Origin of the sequence: Bradyrhizobium manausense (assembly GCF_018129685.1) — a bacterium.
GTDB lineage: Bacteria > Pseudomonadota > Alphaproteobacteria > Rhizobiales > Xanthobacteraceae > Bradyrhizobium > Bradyrhizobium manausense_D.
The window spans coordinates 1,502,262-1,522,590 of record NZ_JAFCLG010000001.1 but is presented as its reverse complement, the minus strand read 5'-3'; the positions used below and the strand labels follow the sequence as shown (position 1 = coordinate 1,522,590).

The window sequence follows — 20,329 nt, the reverse complement described above, 5'->3', positions numbered from 1 at the left end:
TGTCCTTACTGCCAGGCCGAAAATGCGGAGCGCGCGCTGGTTTGCGCGTCCTGTTCGCGGGACATCGCCGTGCCCGCGACGCTGATTGCGGAGCGTAACGATCTCTTGCGCAAGCGTGACCAGCTGCGCGATGAGCTGGCGCGGGCCAGAGACGAGATCGAGACCATCATGCGGCGCAGGACGTCGCGCTGACGATGGAGTGTCCGTTCTGCGCCGAGACGATCAAGGATGAAGCCATCGCGTGCAAGCACTGCTCGCGCGATCTGCGCGTGGTGCGACCGACGCTTCTGGAGATCGATGACATCGTTGCCGAGCTGGACAGGCTCAGGCGCGATCTCGACCGCGTCAATGTCCGGCTCGAGCGCTACAAGAATCCGTTGCGCTATTTCGGGACGCATGCCGTTCTCTACGTCGTCATTCCCTCGGTCCTGCTGACGCTCGCGCATGTTCTGGTCACGATCACCTTCAATCTCTCGCCAATCCCGCTGCGCATCGCCTCGATCGTCATCCCGCTGCTGTTCGGTTTTGCGGCCTATCCTCTGCACCGGGTCTCCGCCTTGGGGGCGTTCGTGCTGGCGCTCTTGCTCGCCAGCCTCAGCATCCAGGCGATGCTGACCGTGACGGGTCTCCACGATCATGTTCCGATCCTTCCGGAGGTGTGGGTCGAGTGGCGCGAAGTGTTCGAATACGGAGCCAGTATCCTGCTCGCCTTCGTGTCCGGAAACATCCTGGGCGTCGTGATCTTCCAGGTCCTGCCGCGCGTCCTGGGCCAGGGCGGGAAGCCCAATGCCTTTGCTTTCCGCGTCGCGCGCCTGCTCGGACAGCACGTCGGCGAGGAACAGCTGCGCCGTCGCGCCCGTCTGATTCAGGATTTGATGCAGACTATCGGCCCGCTGGCCGGCGTCGCCGCGACGGCCGTGGGCTCGATCTATGCCGGCCTGAAGGGCTTGCTCGGATAGCCTATTGCTGGTCGCGCCCGCGGCTGGATTTTGTTGCGTCCGGAGAGCCGTCCCGTTGCATCGGCGAGAAGCGGAAATTGCAGTGGCTGGCGCCACCGGCCAGCGTCTGCGTCCGTTCCAGATGGATGCCGAGCGTCGCATAGGCGTCGAAATCGAGGCCGCATATGCTCGGCAGAATGTCCTTGTCGCCATGACGGCTTGCGAATTTGCAGAAGCCGCAGGCCCGGTAATTGATGCCGAATTCGAAATCGTCATTCGGGCCGGGCTCGACGAAATCGTAGACGAAATCATCCGGAAATTCGGCCTGGTGTTTATCCGTCGTGCTTATTGCCGCCTGCTCGCGCAGCACGGCCCGGTTCTCCGGCGACATGAATTTGTCTCCGGCGGCGAGACGCTTGGCCTCGGGCGTCGCGAGCAATTGCGCCTTGTAGCTCTCCCGCTCGATCTCGCGGATGTCGGGCAGCGGCACGCCATGTCGCCGCAGCACGCGACTCGTCGCCATGAATCCTGTGAGGCGCACGAAGACATCGCTCATGCGGCTCGAAGCACCGCCCACATAAGGCATCTGGGTGAGCACGATGGCAAACTCGTCCATCACCTCCCGCCTGATCCTGTCGATGTCGGTGAGATCAGTACGTTCGCGCAGTATCGGTTCGGCGAGGTCGAGCCGATGGCGCATCGCGGCCTCCATGGCATCGCGATGTTGTTCGTAGAACGGATGAATGAGCTCAGCCATGAGGATGTCCTGATGTTGCGGCCCGACCGTAGGCGGGGAGGCCGGGGCCGCGCAAGGCATCTTTCCTGCGGCCAAGCGCAAGAAAATCTATTGCAAGACCGTCGCCCACCAGTGTCAAACTCCGCCGCGATGACCTACGCCCTTCCGCCGCTCAATGCTCTCCGCGCCTTCGAGGCCGCCGCGCGGCATCTCAGCTTCAAGCTGGCTGCGCACGAACTTCACGTGACGCCCGCGGCCGTCGGGCAGCAGGTCAAGGCGCTGGAAGCGCGCCTCGGCGTGCAACTGTTCGAGCGGCTCCACAAGCAGCTCATCCTGACCGCGGCAGGACAGGCCTATCTGCCCGGTGTGTCCAAAGGCTTTCGCCACATCGCGGATGCGACCTCGCAATTGAAGCCGGCAGGGACCGTGCTGCTGCAATTGGGCGTTTACGGCAGCCTCGATCTACGTCGCCTTGATCTGGCAGCTTTTCGTCATTCGCATGCGGAGGTTGGTTTGCGCGTGCTGCAACCCGCCGGCCTGCACGAACTGGTCGAAGGCAAGATCGACGTGCTGATCGCCCGTGCTCTCGGTCATCATCCGGGCTATCGCTGCGACCGCCTCACGGAGGGATCGGGTCTCGGCGACTGGCTGATCGCGCCGGAGGGCAGCGCGGATTGCCCTGAGATCGTCAGCTTTCGCACATGGCTCCGCGCCCAGGCGGCGGAGAACCCACGCGCGAACCGCCGCCCGCGACTGGTCGGCGGCATCAGGAGTTGAGGCCAGCGCCAGGCGGAAGGTGTCGGTTCGGGCTATTCGATCACCTCGTCGGCGCGGCCCAGCAGCGACAGCGGCAAGGCGAGGCCGAGGGCCTTGGCCGTCTTCAGGTTGACGTTCAACTCGACCTTGGTGCCCTGCATGACGGGCAGATCGCCTGGCTTCTCGCCCTTGAGAATTCGTGCAACGTAAAGCCCCGCAAGGCGATGCGTCTCGACAATGTTTCCGCCATAGCTCATCAGGCCGCCGAGCGCAGCATACTGAGGGTTCACGAAGATCGACGGCATGGCGTGATCGAGCGCAAGGTCTGCGATCTCCTTGATGCGGCTGTTGGCGAAAGGATCGGCGACGATGAGGAGCCCGCCGGCCCGCTTCTGCTGCATGGTCTCGAAGGCGCTCGTCAGCGTGCGATCATCGCTCGCATCCAGCACCAGCAATTGCAGTCCAAGCTGCGGCGCCGTCGCCTCGAGGTCCTTGACCTGGCGTCCCACCACAACGCCCGCCCGCTGGTTCACCAGCACAGCAATGAGCTTGGCTGACGGAAGCGCCTCATGCAGGATTGCAAGTCGCTTGGGACCGGTCTCGAAGGTGAGGGCCGCAACGCCGGTGACGTTGCCACCGGGGTGGTTCATGCTCGTGACCAGACCGGCCTCGATCGGATCGGCGCCGGTCTCGAACACGATCGGGATCGTTGTCGTGGCTCGTTTGGCTGCAACGGCAGCCGGTGCGCTGCCCGGCGTCACCAGCACCGAGACCTTGCGGCGCACGAGGTCATCCACGAGTTCGGGCAATTTGTCGAGTTTACCGTTCGCCCAGCGAAATTCGATTGCGATATTGCGGCCTTCGTCGAAGCCTGCCTCGTGCAATCCCGCACGGAATGCCTCCAGCCGGCTCGCCCAGGCGTCTGCTGACGCGCTGCCGAGATAGCCGATCACCGGAACGGGTTGCTGCGCGCACGCCATGAACGGCCAGGCGATGCCACCTGCGGCCATGGCCAAAAGATCCCGGCGCCTCATGTGTGTTTCGCGCCCCCGTTCGCGCGCGGCAGAGTGATCGTGAACTCGGTGAACGCGCCGGCCTCGGTCCGAATGTCGATCCTGCCGCCATGCTGCTTGACGATGATGTCGTGGGTCATCGACAGGCCAAGGCCGGTCCCTTCGCCGGTCGGCTTGGTCGTGAAGAAGGGATTGAAGATCTTTTCCCTGATCTCGGCGGGAATGCCCGTTCCGTTGTCACGGATTCGAATTTCGACGGTATTGCCGGCATTTCTGGTTGCCGCGCTGAGCACGGGCTCGAAGGTCGCACCGTTGGCCGCCTTCTTGCGGCTGATCGCCGCGTAGAAGCCGTTGGAAAACAGGTTGAGCAGGGCCCGGGTGATGTCCTGCGGATACATCTCCACCGCGCCGGCGTCGGGATCGAGATCCTGCTCCAGCGTGATGTTGAAGTCGGATCGTTCGGCGCGCGCGCCGTGATAGGCAAGGTTCAGGCTCTCGCTGACCAGGGCGTTGAGATCCTGCGAACGACGCTCGCCGGAGCCTTCGCGCGAATGCAGCAGCATGTTCTTGACGATGGAATCGGCCCGCTTGCCGTGCTGCACGACCTTGCCGAGGTTGTCCTTGAGAAGTCCCGTCAGCTCGTCGACTTGCTCGCGGCCGGGCTCGGTCAGGCTCTCGCCGGCCAGCACCTCCCTCAGCTCGTCGGTCAGTTCGGTCGACAGAGCCGAGAAATTGTTGACGAAATTGAGCGGGTTCTTGATCTCGTGCGCGATGCCGGCGGTAAGCTGGCCGAGTGAGGCCAGCTTCTCGGTCTGCACCAGGCGGTCCTGTGCCGTCCGGAGGTCTTCGAGCGACTTCGAAAGCTCCTGCGTGCGCGCCTGCACCTCGTCGAACAGCCGCACGTTCTCGATCGCGATCACTGCCTGGTCGGCGAATGTCCTTAGCAACTGCACGTGATTATCTGCGAACCGGCCGGGTTCGACCCGCGTCACCACGATCAGGCCGATCGACACGCCCTTGTTCATCAGCGGGGCGAACAGCATGCTGCGAAAGCCCCTCGCGCGCGCGATGTCCTTGATCTGGTCCGTCATGGCCTCGATGTCGGCAATTTGCGTAACCTCGCCGGACTGAGCCATGAGGAAGGGCGCAAAGTCCGCGGCCGGCATGGGGAAGGTCGATGTCAAGACGTCATCCGCCTCGGGCGTCGTCGGCGTGAACGCTTCGAGATGCGCCTGTCCATCGATGAAGCGAAACACCGTGCTGGAGAATCCGCCGACGAGGTCTTTGGCCCTGGCCGCGATCGCCTCGAACACCGGCCGTGTGTCTGTCGGCGAACTCGCAATCACGTTCAGAATGTCCGACGTCGCGGTCTGCCGCTCCAGCGCCTCCCGGGTCTCGTTGAATAGTCTGGCATTCTGGATCGCGATCACGGCCTGGTCGGCAAACGTCGACAGCAACTCGATCTGCTTGTCCTTGAACGGACGTACCTCTGTCCGGCGCAGCAGGATCGCGCCGATACTCTCGTTGCCGCGCAGCAGCGGCACCGACAGAACGGTCCGAACCGACGCGCCGGTGGCTTGCCCCATTTCCCTCGCATCCGGAAACTCGGCGCCCTCGTCGGAGAGCATGTCGTGGACATGCACGGGCGTCTGGTCGACGAACGCGCGACCCGCCGTCCAGTTGCGGCTGATCGGCCGTTTGCCGACCCTTAAGGCGATCGGGCCGGCGTGTGCGCTGAAGCGAAGGCTCTCACCCTCTTTCAAGAGAGCGACCGCATCGTCTGACTCGCAGAGCTCGCGAGCGCTTTCGACGATCGCCTCGAGCACCGGATTGATATCGGTGGGCGACGAAGCAATCACTTTGAGAACATTGCCGCTCCCGGTCTGGTAGGCCAGCGCTTCGGTGAGATCGCGCGTCTTGGCCTGCACCTCGTCGAACAGGCGGGCGTTCTCGATTGCGATCAGGGCCTGGTCGCGGAATGATTCGGCCAGCAGGATGTCTTTGGCGGCGAAAGCGTTGGCGCGCGTTCCCGCCATTGCCAGCAGGCCGATGCATTCGCCCTGGCGCAGCAACGGCAGGTAGAGCGCGGACCGGATTCCCAATCTGTCCTGGATTGCGCGCTCGAACTCCGGCAATTCGATTGCCGACCAATCCGGCAGGTGCAGGGTTTTCTTCGCGACGATCGCACGTGAGGGAAAATTGGCCGCCGGATCGATCGGAACGGGCGAACTGTTGAGGATCGGCATCTGTCCATCCGGGCCGCACCAGGACACGGTCCAGAAACTCGTCTCGTTGCACCGTTGAATGAAAGCTCTGTCACACCCGAGCAAGCGAACGGCCGTCTGCGCGATGGCTTCGAAGACCGGTTGTACATCCGTCGGCGACTGACTTATCACACGCAGGATGTCAGACGTCGCAGTCTGCCGCTCGAGCGCCTCCTTCGTTTCGTTGAACAGCCGCGCGTTCTCGATCGCGATCACGGCCTGGTCGGCGAAGGTGGTGACGAGCTCGATCTGCTTCTCGGTGAATGCGCCTGGCTGGCTGCGGTTCAGGGATAGCGCGCCGATCAATCGGCCATCGCGCAACAGCGGCACCGCGAGCGTCGCCCGATAACGCGCCCGGCTCTGCTCGCCGGTCAGGCCATAGCTCGGATCGGCCAGCACGTCCGGAATGCAGACGGGCTTCAGCGAAGCGCCGGCGCGTCCGATCGCGGAGGGATGGCCGGGCATCAGCGGGCGGCGTTCGAGCATTTCGTGAACTTCGGGCGGGAAGTTCCAGCTTGCGAGGATGCGAAACACGGCGCCATCATAGCGGAAGAACATCGTCTGCTCGGATCCGCACAGCCGTGCAGCCGTATCGGAGATGGCCTCGAGCACGGGATTGAGGTCCGATGGCGAACGGCTGATGACCGCGAGGACTTCGCTGGTGGCGGTCTGTTGCTCCAGCGTCTCGCTGAGGTCGCGCGTCCTGGCCTGCACTTCCTCGAACAGCCGCGCGTTCTCGATCGCGATCACGGCCTGGTCGGCGAAGGTCTGGATCAACCCGATCTCTGCTGCCGTGAAGGGCTTCTTTGGCTGCCGCGTGACGACGAGCGAACCGATGCCGCTGTCGTGGGAGATCATGGGGGCATATAACACGGTCATGCCGCCGATCTCTCTCAAGCGCGTCCTCTTGTCCTCCGGCAGGTCCGCCTTGTCAGCGAGATCCGGAAAGTGCAACGGTCGGCGCTGCGCGATCGCCATGCCGGTCGAACTGCCCTCGAGCGGCATCGTGTCCGTTCCCCATTCTCCCTCTCCGGTGCCACGCCTCGCGACGCCCCTGACACTGTCGCCTTCCACCAGATAGACGGCTGTGTCGTAAGGTTTGAACAGGCGTTGGCAGGATTCCAGGATCGTGTCGAACACCGGCGCCGCGTGCGCGACCGAACGGCTGATGATCCTGAGAACGTCCGCCGTCGCGGTCTGCTGCTGCAGCGACTCCTCCAGGTCGCGCGTCTTGGCCTGCACTTCGTTGAAAAGCCGCGTGTTCTCGATCGCGATCACCGCCTGGTCGGCGAAGGTCTGCAACAATTGTACGTGGTGTTCGGCAAACAGCCCGGGGGCCTTGCGGGTGATCGTAACGAGCCCGATCGCGTTGTCTTGACTGATCAGCGGGACGGCCAGCATGCTGCGGAAGCCGCGGGCGCTGCCGATATGTCTGATTTCGGCGTCAGTCTCTTGCTCGACATCCGGAATTTGCACCGCTTTGCCGGATCGCGTCAGTTCGAACTGGGGAAAATCGTTTATCGGTCGCGGAAAGGCTTTGTTGAGAATGTCGTCGGCGGCGGGCGTGGTCGGCGTGAACGCCGCAAGATGGGCCATTTCGCCGTCCAGGAATCGATACACCGCCGTCGAGAAACCGCCGAGCAGACGGTTGGCGCTCGAAGCGATGGCCTCGAACACGGGGGCCACGTCCGAAGGCGAACTTGCGATCACCTTGAGAATATCGGCCGTCGCTGTCTGCCGCTCGAGCGCTTCTTTGGTCTCATTGAAAAGCCGGGCATTCTCGATTGCGATGGCCGCTTGCGAGGCGAAACTCCGGACGAGTTCAATCTCCCGGTCGGAGAAGGGTCTGACCTCCTGGCGGTAGATGACGATGGCGCCGACCAGTTCGTCTTCCGCGAGGATCGGCACGCCAAGGGTCGACCGCGCGCCCCCGAGTTTGGCCGCGAGGCCCGGGGCGGCTTCCGCGGCGTAGTCGGCGGAGTGCTGGACCTGCCGCGTCCTGTGAATGCGATCGATCATGCCCCCTGGCAGCCCCTGAAAGGGTCCGGGGCGCCTCATATATTCGCGCAGCGCCTCGGGGGTTCCCACGTCAGCGGCGAAGTAGAACGAGTTGCCGTCAAAGCGAAGCAGCGAACCGAATCGGGCATCGCAAATGCGGGTCGCCTTTTGCAGCACGGCTTCAAAAACCGGCTGGAGTTCGCCAGGTGAGTCCGAAATGATCTGAAGCAGCTCTGCGGTCGCGGTCTGCTGCTGAAGCGCTTCCTGCGTTTCATGGAAAAGCCGGGTGTTCTCGATCGCAATGACGGCCTGGGCCGCAAAACTCTTGAGCAGGTCGATGTGCCGCTGCTGAAACACGCCGATCTTTTGACTGAAGATGCAAATCGCGCCGGCAGGAGAGAGGTCGCGCATGATCGGAACGACGAGCATGCTGCGATAGCCGCTGACCGCTTGCAGCCCGCGGGTGTAGTTGGCGTCGGAATCGAGAATGTCGGCGACGTTCTGAACTTCGCCATCGAGGATCGCGACGGCGAGGGGATTGTCGCGTCCCACAGGTCTTGGGTAGTTTCGATTGATGGCGGCCAGTGCATCGTCTTTCCAGCCGCAATTGGCGGCGATCTTGACGAGGCCGTCTTCCAGGCGGGCGACCGAGCAGTAGGTGGCTCCGGTGAGTTCGCGTGCACTCTGCGCGATGGCGTCGAACACCGGCTGCAGATCCGACGGCGATTTGGCAATGAGCTCGAGCACGCGGGATGCCGCGGTCATCTGGGCGCGCAGCTCCGCAACCGATTCGGATTTGCGCCGCGGCTTTCTTGCCGCAGTGCTTGCAACCTTGCGACCGCGCTGCTTGCGCGCACCGCTGACCGTCGCCGAACGACGCGCCATTTCGATCCCCCGACCCGAGATGGGCCATATTATCGCCAAATCACCTTCCGGGAAGGCGGTTTTAGGGATCGAGCGAGCTGACGTAAGCGGCGAGGGCGATCATGTCGTCCTGCGACAGCTTTTCGACCGTCTGTTTCATCGGGGCGCTTGCGGTGCCCGATCGTCCGCCGTGCTGGAATTCGTAGAGCTGGCGCATGATATAGGTCGGCGATCTGCCCGCGATCGCCGGGACGGCGTCGACGCCCTTCAAGTCCGGTCCGTGACAGAGGCTGCAAGGCGTCGTCACTCCCGATCCGCCGGTCTTCGCCAGCGCCTCTCCCTTCGCCAGGCTCCCGACCGGGACATAAGCCGTGAATGTCGCGCGTGGGTCGCGAAGCTCGAACTGATTGACATCGTCGGGCATCTCGGCAATGCGCTGGCCGAGCGGTTCAACGCCTCCATCCGAACTCCTGACGTAAAACAGACGCGAGGGTCCTGTCTTCGGAATTGTCTCGGTTTCGACGACCTTGATGATCGGCCTGCGCTTCAGCGCCGCGAAATACTCCGCGGCGGAGCGAATGTCGGCGTCCGTCATGCTTTTGACCGAGGCCGACATGAATTGCGTGGACGGCCTCTGCGGGCCGGACATCGTTCTCGCTCCGCTTTTGAAGTCGGCGATCTGCTGGACAAGATATGCAACAGGAAGGCCGGCGAGGCTCGCATTTTCGGGGCCACCGGTGCCCTCGACGCGATGGCACGATCCGCATGCGCGAATGTCGGGTTTGCGTCCGGCCGCGACGATGTCCGGCATCGCGGGATGGGTATCCGGATGCCAGTCGAGCGCAACGAACAGGTCCCGCGCCTGTTTCCAGCTGAACGCGGCGTTGCTGCCTGGAAGCGTATTGGGCGTGTCGGTGGGCGCGGGCACCTGGACGGTCGGATCCCACAAGAAAGCCCACGCTGGAAGCCCGTCAGACGCCATGGCGGCGGAAGAGGCCGTGCCGCCTTGTGCGAAACCGTCGCCACTGACGGAAAGCGCGATTGCGAAAGGGATCAATGAGCACAACGAAATTCGTTTCAAAAAAAGCAAGACGATCTCCTGAAAAGACTGAAGCGCCCGACCTGAACGGGCGTGAACATCTGAAAAGACAGTAGGCAACCTGTCGGCGCTGCCGTCCCTATGATGCGCGCTCCAGCCGCACATCGATCTCCTGACGAAGCAGGCTGAAATCGATCGGCTTGGTCAACAAGCCGGCCGCTCCCAGCCTCGCTGCTGTCTTCTTCGTCTCGTCGTCACCATAGGCGGTGATCATGATGACGGGAACATTGGGCCGCGCCGCCTTGACCTCGGCCAGCATCTCCAGCCCGCTCATGCCGGGCATGTTGATGTCGGACAGGATCAGGATGAGCGACGGATCGGCAATGGCCTTGACCTGCTCGAGAGCCGCCCGTGCCGAAGTGGCGAACTCCATCACGAACCGGCTCGCGCGCAGATCGCGCCGGAAATGCTGGCGAAACATGCTTTCGACGTCGGGCTCGTCATCAACGACGAGAATGAAGGTGCTCACCTTGTCTCCCCGGGGTTCGCGGCGCAGCGCCGCCTCGACCTCGGAGTCCTCCACGCGCGCAATCATGTTCAAGGCCGGTGCCTCTCATCGGCCAGCGCTTGGATGACGGTCGGGCGGGGCTCGCCGAGGCCTGCCCGCCCTGGCGCGGACCAACAGCACGAGTTCTTTCACGCTTTCGCTTGCGATCCTGAAGAACATCATGAGCCACGTCGCGAGCGCAGCACACCACAACAGCGTTTCGACCGTCTCCAGCATGCAAGATTCCTCCAAGAAATGACTGTTTCAAATGCCTGGGGTTATCGAACAAAACACCGACCACAAATTACTCTCAAGAAAATCCCCCAGGCGCCGGTAACCTAGCCCTCCCGGGCTTGATCCGTCCGGAAAACTTTGCGCCTATTCCGGGAAGCCGAAAAAATAGCCGCGATAGGCCGGCCCGCAATCACACGGCAAGCTGCCGGGCTGCTTTTTCGCCCGGCCGCTTGGCCCACTCCTGCATCACCACGAGGTTGACGACATCGTGCAGATACATGCCGACGGCAAGGCCCCGATCGTAGCTCACCCAATGGCGCGGAAGAATCTCGATGCTGCGGCCGCCGCGGCCGACGATCCTGACGAGACCCGCTGCCTGCGCGGAGTCCATCAGATTGCGAACGTGGGTTCGGGAAACGCCGAACCGATCGGCGACGTCGATGTAAGGGACCGCGGCCGTCAGATCGCCGGAGTCCATGGCGGCTTTCAGCAGCGCATTCTGGATCAGCGGCCCCGCTGCGTGCATGAAGAAGAGCAGCGTGTCCGGGAGGGTCATCATCAGGCGGGCGCCAACTGCGGTGAAGGGCAGGCATGCGCGGCAATGCAGCTCGTGAAAGGCGCGGTCGTGCGACAGCACCGGGCTGTAATCGTGATGGGGGTAGAGCTTGGCGAGCGGCACGTAATGGGCCGCGAGCCACTCGGTGTGATGCGCGCGAAGCTTGTTCGTGGTCGCCAGGAGCCACACGCGCCGGTCATCGGGCGCCCGGCTCTGCTCGAGAAATCCGACCTCGCGCAGCCGGGCCACGAGATGGTCCACCTGTCGCGGGCTGGCGTAGCCGAACATCGCCAATTGCTTCTTTAAGGCAGCAACCGTGAACCAGGTCTCGCGCCGCGACGGATCCTGCGCGGCCTCGAGCACCGCGGCGCTGTGAAAGACGAAGAACCGGCCCGCCTGAAGCAGCAGGCGAACCATAAACGGATCGCCGCCATACACGTCGGTGAAGCTGTCGATATAGGCCCGCCTGGCCTCAGGCAGCCGAGGATGGTTCAAGATATCCTCGAAGCTCAACCGCAACGGGCGGCCGGCAAGGCGCTCGAGCTCGTCACTTTCCAAGGCTTGCCCCTAAAGTCTTGCCCCCAAGTCTTTATATTTAGGAACCTTAGAAGGCGGCCGCGATCTGCGCAATGATTTCCAGGAGCTCAATCCGTGAGCTAAATCCGTCAGCCGGACGGCGCCTCGAGGCCGGTGGTGTCGCCGCTTCGCAAGCACTCCGCAACCGCTGTTGTCCACACCCACGACACGCAGTGGCGAATGAGGGATCCGACCCACTAGCGATCGACAATTTGCCAACGCGCGTCCGCGCGGCTTTGATGGCGGCATGGGGACAAAATCGCGCGAGGTCATCTGGAGCGGCCGGATCATGGGCGCGGAGATTTCCGCCAAGCACGCGCGCGAGGAAGCACGGAAGGCCGTGCGCGAGGCCGATCGTGCCGAGGCCGAAGCCTGGTCGGTTCGCATGGAAGGATACGGTGGTCCGGCGCAGCCCTCGCCGACGATCGGCCAATGCATCAACGGCGGCATGGGCTGGCTCGAGGTCGAGTGCATCAGGTGCAAGTCGCGCGCGAGCCTGCCGCTCGATGCGATCCGCCGGCCCCACGATACGCCGATCTGGAAGCTCGAAGCGTCGCTGAAGTGCCGCTCATGCCGGAAGGGACGGTCCGCACCGCCCGTCCACATGATCAAGCTGACGGCAACGCAGAGCATCACGCCTTACAAATGGGTGCATCCGACCGAGGAGCGGTAGGAAAATGTCTTTTCGCTATTGCTGCTGCTGATCGTTCCGGTCTGTCTCAGCACTCCTTCGATCCGGGCTCTTCCACAGACTGGAAATTGTGCGTGAACCTGTTTGCCGCCGGCCGCAACGAAGGTTCGGAACCCAGATGGCGCACCCAGGTGGTGCGCGCAACGCAATTCAGACTTGAAGGAGACCTCAATGGGAGGTTTTATTTTCGGTACCACGTACGTCAAGGCCGGTTATGTCGTGGACGACGCTGTGGAAAATTCAGGCACGCTGATCGTCGAGACCGGCGGCCAGGTCGAGGGGACGCAAGTCTGGGGCACCCTGGACGTCAGCGGGGGTGTCGCCTGGGACACCGTGCTCCACGGCGGCAAGATGAATGTCGGGAACGGGGCAGGGGGTTCCGACTACCACACGCAAGTCGATGATGGTGGTGTGCTGAACGTCACCAATCTCGGCACGAGCCTGTACGCCAACATTAATAACGGCACCGAGCATGTCGCCAGCGGCGGAACGTCCAAATACACGACGGTCGGCTTCGGCACGATGACGGTTGATCACGGCGGCGTCGCCCAGAACACGACGGTCGATTCTTGCAGCAACGAATTCGTCTCCGGCATCGACATGAACGCGACGCTCAACGGAGGCATGCAACACGTCGCGGCCGGCGGCATTTCCTGGCTCGCGCACGCCGAGAACAACGGCGGGCTGATCGTCGAGACGGGTGGTATTGCCGCGGGCGCAACGCTCGACAAGAACTGCTGGATGTTTGTCGGGGCCGGCGGCATCGCCGAAGTCACCAAGTTCAACGGCCCGAACGCGTCGATGACTTTCGCGGACTGGCACGATAGCAACGGAGCGACGGTTATCGGCGTTGGCGTGTCCGACGAAATCGATTTCCGCGGCATGGTCGCCGGACCCGGCGCCACGCTGACCTGCACGGAGAACGCACAAAATACGCAGGCCGTGCTCACGCTCAAGGACGCCCTGGGGCAGACCACGAGCCTGACCTTGTTGGGTCAGCATTCGGCGGCGGAGTTTTCGTATGGTTTCGATGGTGCGGGCGGCATCGCCGTGACCGATCACGGGTTGTCGCTGCTCGGTTCACTGGGCCACATTCTTTTGTGAGACGTGATAGCGACGGGCCTCGGCCTGGTCTTCACCGCAGGAGATGGACTGACGTGTCCGGCACCCGGAAACCGACGCCCGCGCGCTCGACGTCCAGGCGTTTCGGAGTTGATGGTCGGAAGACGCTTGTCTTCCTGCTTCTCCTTTTCGCGATCCCCGCGAACGCCTGCTTCGCGCAGACACCGCCGCCAGTCGACGAACATGTGCTCGAGCGCGTGCCGCCGACCGTCGTGACGAGATTGGCGACCCGCTTTTCGCTGGGCGCATTCGACGGCCGCTTCGAAGAGACGCGGCTCGGCGCGGTTCGCGACGCCGTAGGCGAAGGGACCATCCGACACCAGGGCGACGCTGCAGGCAGCATGTATTGGCTGTGTTATCGGCGTGCGCAGCATCGATTATGGGTCGTGTCCAGCGGCGAGATCGGCGGCCCGGACCATCTCGTCACGGAGATCGTTGAAGAGCTGATCGAGAAAGACGCCGGAGCCTCGGCCGATTGCGACACGCTCCCGGAAAAATTCTCGCCCGTCGTCTTCGACAGCAAGCTGCACCTGGGTATGTCGCGTCAGCAGGTCATCACGGCGTTGGGACCGCCGTCGAAGTCGGATGCGGCTCAGATCGTGTATTCTCACGAGGGAAAGCTCGCAGACGGTTTCGATGAGACCGCGTGGTTCATTCTCCGGTTTCGGGCGGGAAAGCTCGCGTCCATGCGCGGCGGCAAGACCACGACGAATTGAAGGGACTGCTGGAAGCGTTCAAGCTTCGCAACGTGATGCAAGCGGTTGAATGTGCAAGCGGCCCGGGATCGGCTTTTGCCGACTAGGGTTGTCCCGATCCGCCCGCCGAGCCATAGACCTGCCCGGTCGCGTAGCTTGCATCGGCCGCCGCCAGTTGCACATAGATCGAGGCGAGCTCGGCGGGTTGGCCGGGACGGCCCAGCGGCGTCATGCCGCCGAACTTCTCGAGCTTCTCCATGGTCGCGCCGCCCGAAACCTGGAGTGGCGTCCAGATCGGTCCCGGCGCGACACCGTTGACGCGGATGCCCCTGGAGGCGAGCTGCTTCGCCAGGGATTTCACGTAGTTCATCGTCGCCGCCTTGGTCTGTGCGTAGTCGTAAAGATCGGGCGAGGGATCGTAGGCCTGTTCGGATGTCGTGCCGATGATGCAGGAGCCGGGCTTGAGGTGCGGCAGCGCGGCCTTGATGATCCAGAACGGCGCGTAGACGTTGGTCTTCATGGTCGCGTCGAAGTCTTCCGACGAGACGTCGAGGATGGACGCGCGGGTCTGCTGCCGTGCCGCGTTGTTGACGATGATGTCGAGGCCGCCGAGGCCCTGGATCGCCTGCTCGACCAGCTTCCTGCAGAAGGCTTCCTCCCTGAGATCGCCGGGGATCGCAAGGCCGGTGCGGCCTTCCTTCTTGATCAGCGCGATCACCTCCTGCGCGTCGGGCTCTTCCGCGGGCAGGAAGTTGATGGCGACATCGGCCCCTTCGCGCGCATAGGCAATCGCAGCCGCGCGGCCCATGCCGGAATCACCGCCCGTGATCAGTGCCTTGCGGCCGGCGAGCCGTCCCGAGCCCTTGTAGCTGGTCTCGCCATGGTCCGGTCGCGGCTCCATCTTGCCGGCGAGGCCCGGCCATGGCTGTGACTGCTTCTTGAACGGGGGTTTCGGATAGCGGGTAACGGGATCGATCAGGTCCGCCTCGGCCATGTCGGTGTTTCCTTTCGCGGTGGAAGATGCCAGCGAAGCCGCAACGAGCGCTGCGCTCGCCGCATGCACGACGTGCCGGCGTGATATGGACGTCTTGCCTTGAGCGGCCATGAGGGTCTCCGCGACGCTGCGGTTTCGCCGAGCGAGAGGATCATCGTTGCCTATCGAGGACGCCGGCAGAGCCTTTCGTCCCGAAAGGCCTATTTCGACTGTCCCACGTTGGGTGCCTTGCCGAGCTCCTCAGCCATCTCGAGGTGATGGCGCAACGCCGGAAGCGTCTTGCCGGCCCAGTTTTTCAGCGCGGGATTGTCGCCACCGTTGGCGTAACGTTCGAACAGCGATACCGCGTCCTTGTGCGCGCTGACCTGATAGGAGTCGAAGTCCGAGCTGAAATCCTTGCCCGTGGCACCGTTCAGCTTGTCGAGCTTGCTCTGGTGCGAGCTGTCGAGCGCTGTCGGCAGCGTCACCTGCACCTTGCCCTCGCCGACGAGCGCCTTGAGTTCGCTGCTGGTCTTGGTGTGGTCGGTCACCATCTGCTGCGCGAAGCTCTTCTCCTGCGCGTTGCCTTTCTGCTCTGCGAGCTTGCTCGACTGGATCTCGAACATGTCGCTCACGGCGACCTCCTTGACGAAATCGGCAGTCGCCGGGGCGACGCCGAGCGCCGAGTTCACGCCGGTCTTCTCGCCGAGCGACTGGGCGAGCGCGGGGCCCGCCAGGAGAACACAGGCAGCCGCGATGATGGTACGCTTCATGGTTCGATCCCTCTGATTGGACGCGCGGCCGCGTGCCGCGCCGATCTTTTGCGCCGATCAACACGCCGCCGCGACCAATGTTCCCAATCCGTCGGATGGCGGCCGGTGCGGGGATTGAAGTTCCCAAAGCTCAGCCAAGGCGGGCGTGCAGGAACGCCGCGACCTCTCGGGAATTGCCCTGACGACACGATTGGTCGTGACACGGCAACAGAGAGAGACCGACATGAGCGTTAAGGGCGAAGTCAAGGAAGGCGCCGGCTTTATCAAGGAAGAAATCCACGAGCACGGCAAGTCCGCGGAAAGTCAACGCAAGGCCCAGGAGGGCCGCGATCTGCGCAACGAGGGCCGGGTCGAAGACGGCAAGGCCCCGAAGACCACGAAGCCCGGCACGGGTCATCCCGAGAAGTAAGTGAACGATGCCGTCTCGCGAAGGTGAGGCGGCATCGTCGTTTGGAGAGACGTGAATGAGCGATGTTTCATCCCGGGCCATGCGTCCGGCGGCGACCGCGGAAATCGCGGGCCATCCAATTCATCCGATGCTGGTGCCGATACCGATCACGTGCTTCGTCGGGGCGTTGCTGACCGATATCGCCTATCTCGTCTCCGCGGAGATCATGTGGGCGGATTTCTCCGCCTGGCTTCTGGTTGCGGGCGTCATCTTCGGCCTGCTGGCCGCGGTCGCGGGCCTGATCGATTTCCTGAGCAACCGGCTGGTGCGGGCGCAGGCCCCGGCATGGCCGCATCTGCTGGGCAATGCCGTCGCGCTGATCCTGGCGGTCGTCAATGCACTGATCCATACGCGCGATGCCTGGACCTCGGTCTGGCCGGTCGGGCTCGTTCTGTCGGCGCTGACGGTCCTGATCCTGCCGGTCACCGGCTGGCTGGGCTGGGCTTTGGTGTACCGTCACGGCGTAGGAGTTGCGCGATGATGTCAGCATTCACCCGCGCGCTGTTGTGCGCGTCGCTTTTGTGCCTTGCCGGCTGCAATGATGGCAGCGGCGATCCCAAGGCCCAGATCGGCGCCAATCCCGTTCTGCCGGCCATCCAGCAATATCTGCTGCCGCCGATGCACATCGCCCGCATCGTCGGCTGGAAGAAGGACGAGACGCCGGCGGTTGCGCAGGGCCTGCAGGCCAAGGCGTTCGCGACGGGCTTGCAGCACCCGCGCTCGCTCTATGTTCTGCCCAATGGCGACGTGCTGGTGGTGGAGTCCAAGGCGCCGAAGGCCGCCGCGATCAAGCGGCCGAAGGAAATCGTGATGGGCTACATCGAATCCTGGGCGACGTCCGGCGGCGACACCGGCGAAAGCAACCGCATCACGCTGCTGCGCGATACCAACGGCGACGGCGTGCCGGACACGCAGAGCGTCTTCCTCGACCATCTCAATTCGCCCTTCGGCGTCGCGCTGGTCGGCAATGATCTCTATGTCGCCAACACCGACGCGATCGTCAGATACCCCTACACGGAGGGTGACACCAGGATCACCGCGCCGGGGACCGTGCTGACGCCGTTGCCGGGCGGCCCGATCGACCATCACTGGACCAAGAGCCTGGTTGCGAGCCCCGACGGCTCCAAGCTCTATGTCGGCGTCGGCTCCAACAGCAACATCACCGAGAACGGGATGGAGGCCGAGCACAATCGCGCCGACATTCTCGAAGTCGATCGCGCCAGCGGCCGCTGGCGTATCTTTGCCAGCGGCTTGCGCAATCCCAACGGCCTCAGCTTCGAGCCGCAGACCGGAGCGCTGTGGACCGTGGTGAACGAGCGCGACGAACTCGGTCCCGACCTCGTGCCCGACTACATGACCTCGGTGAAGGATGGCGCCTTTTATGGCTGGCCGTATAGCTATTACGGCCAGCACGTCGATCCCCGCGTCAAGCCGCAGCGGCCGGATCTCGTCGCCAAGGCGATCGTGCCGGATTACGCGCTGAGCTCGCATGTCGCGCCGCTCGGGCTCGCGTTCTCCGCCGGCAGCAGCCTGCCGGCCGCGTATCGCAGTGGCGCCTTCGTGGGCGAGCACGGCAGCTGGAACCGGCAGGTGCTGAACGGCTACAAGGTCGTTTACGTGCCCTTCAGCGACGGCAAGCCGAGCGGGCCGGCTCAGGACGTGGTCGCCGGCTTCCTCAACGACGACAACCAGGCGCGCGGCCGGCCCGTCGGTGTCGCCATCGACAAATCCGGCGCGCTGCTCGTCGCCGACGACAGCGGCAACACGGTGTGGCGGGTGAGTGCGGCGCATCCGCAGGTGACGCAGCGATAGGCAACCCGCGCAGCGATAGGCAAGCCGCGCAGCGATAGGAGAGGGATGATGGGCCTTGCTCAATATGCGATCGTGCCGGTTCAGGATGAATGGGGCGTGCTGCACGACGGCAATATCAACGGTAGATATGCCACCAAGGAATCGGCGTTCGAATCGGCGGTGGCCGCCGCCTCCCTGGCATTGCGCCAGGGGCATGAAGTCCACGTCAGCGTTCCCGCTCGCCAGACCGGCGAGTCGGCGCTGGGCAGTTGAGGCGAATCGTTCGTTCGCGAGCGCTGCGACGGTTACTCGATGGAGGCTTGCCCGACGGGGTGTGATTTCACATTCACCGTGACTTCCATCCCGGCGTCGTCATCGGCATCGCCCCAATAGCTGCCGGAAAGCGGAATGGCTTGAGCCGGGTTGCGGGCGACGCCAACCCTGATGAGCTCTCGATTTCCCACGATGCCGTTGGTCGGATCGAATTCGACCCAGCCAGAACCTGGTACGTAAATCGAACACCATGCATGCGTGGAGCCACCCCCAAGCCTCGCCGGCCCGTCGCGATCGGGGACATAGATGTACCCCGTGATGAAGCGCGCGGCAAAGCCCAGCGAGCGTGCCGCTTCCATCATCAGCAGAGCGAAGTCCCGGCACGTCCCCTGTTGCAGATCCAGAGTTTCGGCGGGTGTCTGTGTCCCCGGCGATGTTCTCCGCCGGTATGAAAAGCTTTCTGAAATCGCTTCGTTCAGTGTCATCAACAACTGGCCGGTAGGGCGGCTCCGGCCGGGCGCAATGAACCTCGCCAGCCAGGTGTCGACCGTTCGGTCCTCGCGATATTGCCGGCGGATGTACGGCTCCAGGTCCGGCAGTTCGCTGCGATCATAGGCGAAGGGGTGCTCCATGGCGTAGTCTTCAATCCGGAAGTCCGGCGCGTTCTCTGGCGTATGATCGAGATGAATCGTCGTCTCGAAGTCCAGCGTCTCGGCCGAGATGTTGAAGTCGACGAGCGTGACGCAGTTGCCAAATACGTCATGGATCCAGCGAATTTCGGCCGGTTCAGGGCTCACCTCGAGACGGCAGGCAAGCAAACGCTGATCGAAGCTGTCCCGTGGCCGGAACAGCATCTGGTGCTGGCCGAGCTTCACGGGCCGGCGGTAGCGATAGGCGGTGGTGTGATGGACGGTGTAGAGGGGCATGACCAGCTCACTCGTGGCACGAGATAGTGCCACGATTGACGGGTCTTTCCAGAGCTAAGTCTTGCCAGAGCCAAGTCTTGCCAGAGCTAAGTCTTGTTGCGTCCCCAACAACTGCCTCTCATTTCGGCAGGGTCAGGCGCCCCCTTGCTGGAACAAGTCGAAGGCGAACGCGCTTTCCTTGCCACGGTCAATGACGACACGGTGGAGACAGCTTTGAAAATCCGGGCAGGCTACGATATCGCGTTCAAGTGCCTTCAGGACGTTCCCATGGTGCTCATGCTCACGGTTCATCCGTCCCGGCGGCCGGATATTGTAGCGGGCCATGCACTCCGTGTCTCACCGAAAGTCAGGACCAAGGACTACATCGACGCATTCGGCAATGTTTGCACCCGCCTTGTGGCACCGCCAGGCCTGATCGAGCTTCGCTCCGAATTTGTCATCGAGGACAGCGGTCTGCCCGATGCAGTCGCGCCGGAGGCCGCCAGGGTGCCACTGGACGAGCTGCCCGATGATGCGCTGGTGTATTTGCTGGGCAGCCGGTATTGCGACACGCAGCATTTGACGGATCTGGCGTGGTCGACATTCGGTCATGTCGACGGCGGCTGGCAGCTCGTGCAGTCCATATGCGATTATGTTCACGATCGCATCCGGTTCGGCTATCGCTTTGCCCGAAACGACCGGACGGCTTCGCAGGGTCACGACGAACGCGTCGGCGTCTGTCGGGATTTCGCTCATCTGGCGGTTGCGCTGTGCCGATGCATGAACATTCCCGCGCGCTATTGCACGGGCTATCTGGGCGATATCGGCGTGCCGGCCGACCCGGCACCCATGGATTTCAGCGCGTGGTTCGAGGCCTATATCGGAGGCCGATGGTATACGTTCGATGCCAGGCACAATCATCCTCGCATCGGCCGGATCGTCATCGCGCGGGGTCGTGACGCCGCCGACGTCGCCATCTCGACGACGTTCGGGCCGACGGAACTCGTGCGGTTCAAGGTGATGACGGACGAAGTGCGCACTGCCGAACGATTTCCGCTCCAGCCGGATATCGATGTGAAGCAGGACCGGACGACGCAATTTGCGGCGGCCACGGACTAGCCGGCTGTCGCCACCATT

General features: G+C 63.4%; 20 protein-coding genes and 1 pseudogene. 11 read left to right on the top strand and 10 right to left on the bottom strand.

Translation table 11 applies throughout. The features are described 5' to 3' along the window. The first annotated feature begins 69 nt into the window (after positions 1–69). Positions 70–192 (top strand): hypothetical protein, encoded by a 123-nt coding sequence (locus tag JQ621_RS35735; RefSeq protein WP_283813149.1) that lies wholly within the window; start codon positions 70–72, stop codon positions 190–192. 2 nt (positions 193–194) lie between these two features. Beyond that, a complete protein-coding gene (locus JQ621_RS07335; RefSeq protein ID WP_212233698.1) occupies positions 195–959 on the top strand; it encodes a hypothetical protein in 765 nt (254 codons plus the stop codon). A gap of 1 nt (position 960) precedes the next feature. Here JQ621_RS07335 and JQ621_RS07330 read toward each other — a convergent pair whose 3' ends face one another. Beyond that, positions 961–1,695 (bottom strand): L-2-amino-thiazoline-4-carboxylic acid hydrolase, encoded by a 735-nt coding sequence (locus JQ621_RS07330; protein WP_212233697.1) that lies wholly within the window; start codon positions 1,693–1,695, stop codon positions 961–963. 129 nt (positions 1,696–1,824) lie between these two features. Here JQ621_RS07330 and JQ621_RS07325 point away from each other — a divergent pair, with 129 nt between their 5' ends. Further along, on the top strand, positions 1,825–2,451 hold the full coding sequence (locus JQ621_RS07325) for a LysR family transcriptional regulator (RefSeq protein WP_212233834.1): 627 nt from the start codon (positions 1,825–1,827) through the stop codon (positions 2,449–2,451). A gap of 32 nt (positions 2,452–2,483) precedes the next feature. Here the strand turns inward: JQ621_RS07325 and JQ621_RS07320 are convergent, their stop codons facing one another. The 6 genes and pseudogenes from JQ621_RS07320 to JQ621_RS07300 all read right to left on the bottom strand — a co-directional run bounded on the left by JQ621_RS07320 (position 2,484) and on the right by JQ621_RS07300 (position 11,440). Next, positions 2,484–3,440, bottom strand: a complete 957-nt coding sequence (locus tag JQ621_RS07320; protein ID WP_249124710.1) for an ABC transporter substrate-binding protein — start codon at positions 3,438–3,440, stop codon at positions 2,484–2,486. A gap of 20 nt (positions 3,441–3,460) precedes the next feature. Further along, entirely contained in the window at positions 3,461–8,590 is a 5,130-nt protein-coding gene (locus tag JQ621_RS07315) for a GAF domain-containing protein (protein WP_212233695.1), read from the bottom strand. Between the two features lie 61 nt (positions 8,591–8,651). Further along, positions 8,652–9,164 (bottom strand): c-type cytochrome, encoded by a 513-nt coding sequence (locus tag JQ621_RS35345; protein ID WP_249124929.1) that lies wholly within the window; start codon positions 9,162–9,164, stop codon positions 8,652–8,654. Positions 9,165–9,179: 15 nt separating this feature from the next. Further along, a pseudogene (locus tag JQ621_RS35340) lies at positions 9,180–9,380 on the bottom strand (c-type cytochrome); the annotation flags it as partial. Between the two features lie 367 nt (positions 9,381–9,747). Further along, positions 9,748–10,137, bottom strand: a complete 390-nt coding sequence (locus tag JQ621_RS07305; RefSeq protein ID WP_212233832.1) for a response regulator — start codon at positions 10,135–10,137, stop codon at positions 9,748–9,750. A gap of 442 nt (positions 10,138–10,579) precedes the next feature. Next, entirely contained in the window at positions 10,580–11,440 is an 861-nt protein-coding gene (locus tag JQ621_RS07300) for a MarR family transcriptional regulator (RefSeq protein WP_249124708.1), read from the bottom strand. A 328-nt stretch (positions 11,441–11,768) separates the two neighbouring features. On the opposite strand from JQ621_RS07300, the gene JQ621_RS07295 reads away from it, so the two are divergent. The 3 genes from JQ621_RS07295 to JQ621_RS07285 all read left to right on the top strand — a co-directional run bounded on the left by JQ621_RS07295 (position 11,769) and on the right by JQ621_RS07285 (position 14,050). Then, positions 11,769–12,194: a hypothetical protein gene (locus tag JQ621_RS07295; RefSeq protein WP_212233693.1), complete on the top strand. Its 426-nt coding sequence runs from the start codon at positions 11,769–11,771 to the stop codon at positions 12,192–12,194. Positions 12,195–12,383: 189 nt separating this feature from the next. Beyond that, positions 12,384–13,316, top strand: a complete 933-nt coding sequence (locus JQ621_RS07290; protein ID WP_212233692.1) for a hypothetical protein — start codon at positions 12,384–12,386, stop codon at positions 13,314–13,316. A gap of 53 nt (positions 13,317–13,369) precedes the next feature. Beyond that, positions 13,370–14,050 (top strand): hypothetical protein, encoded by a 681-nt coding sequence (locus JQ621_RS07285; protein ID WP_212233691.1) that lies wholly within the window; start codon positions 13,370–13,372, stop codon positions 14,048–14,050. An 82-nt stretch (positions 14,051–14,132) separates the two neighbouring features. Here the strand turns inward: JQ621_RS07285 and JQ621_RS07280 are convergent, their stop codons facing one another. Both JQ621_RS07280 and JQ621_RS07275 read right to left on the bottom strand, forming a co-directional pair. Beyond that, the gene (locus JQ621_RS07280) at positions 14,133–15,134 is read right to left on the bottom strand and encodes an SDR family oxidoreductase (RefSeq protein WP_283813147.1); all 1,002 of its coding nucleotides are present in this window, start codon (positions 15,132–15,134) and stop codon (positions 14,133–14,135) included. A gap of 89 nt (positions 15,135–15,223) precedes the next feature. Continuing rightward, on the bottom strand, positions 15,224–15,775 hold the full coding sequence (locus JQ621_RS07275) for a DUF4142 domain-containing protein (protein WP_212233690.1): 552 nt from the start codon (positions 15,773–15,775) through the stop codon (positions 15,224–15,226). 223 nt (positions 15,776–15,998) lie between these two features. Between JQ621_RS07275 and JQ621_RS07270 the strand changes: the two genes are divergently transcribed. From JQ621_RS07270 to JQ621_RS07255, 4 genes are read left to right on the top strand one after another with little or no spacing between them, the layout of a single operon-like run. Further along, positions 15,999–16,184 carry a hypothetical protein gene (locus JQ621_RS07270; protein WP_212233689.1) on the top strand — a complete coding sequence of 62 codons (186 nt, stop codon included), beginning with the start codon at positions 15,999–16,001 and terminating at the stop codon, positions 16,182–16,184. Between the two features lie 55 nt (positions 16,185–16,239). After that, positions 16,240–16,704, top strand: a complete 465-nt coding sequence (locus JQ621_RS07265) for a DUF2231 domain-containing protein (protein WP_212233688.1) — start codon at positions 16,240–16,242, stop codon at positions 16,702–16,704. Then, on the top strand, positions 16,701–18,035 hold the full coding sequence (locus tag JQ621_RS07260; RefSeq protein WP_212233687.1) for a PQQ-dependent sugar dehydrogenase: 1,335 nt from the start codon (positions 16,701–16,703) through the stop codon (positions 18,033–18,035). Before JQ621_RS07265 ends, JQ621_RS07260 begins: the two co-directional genes overlap by 4 nt. A 48-nt stretch (positions 18,036–18,083) precedes the next feature. Then, positions 18,084–18,287 carry a hypothetical protein gene (locus tag JQ621_RS07255; protein WP_212233830.1) on the top strand — a complete coding sequence of 68 codons (204 nt, stop codon included), beginning with the start codon at positions 18,084–18,086 and terminating at the stop codon, positions 18,285–18,287. Positions 18,288–18,319: 32 nt separating this feature from the next. Here JQ621_RS07255 and JQ621_RS07250 read toward each other — a convergent pair whose 3' ends face one another. Further along, positions 18,320–19,213 (bottom strand): transglutaminase family protein, encoded by an 894-nt coding sequence (locus JQ621_RS07250; protein WP_212233686.1) that lies wholly within the window; start codon positions 19,211–19,213, stop codon positions 18,320–18,322. A gap of 213 nt (positions 19,214–19,426) precedes the next feature. Between JQ621_RS07250 and JQ621_RS07245 the strand changes: the two genes are divergently transcribed. Then, positions 19,427–20,311 carry a transglutaminase-like domain-containing protein gene (locus JQ621_RS07245; protein ID WP_212233829.1) on the top strand — a complete coding sequence of 295 codons (885 nt, stop codon included), beginning with the start codon at positions 19,427–19,429 and terminating at the stop codon, positions 20,309–20,311. The last annotated feature ends 18 nt before the right edge of the window (positions 20,312–20,329 follow it).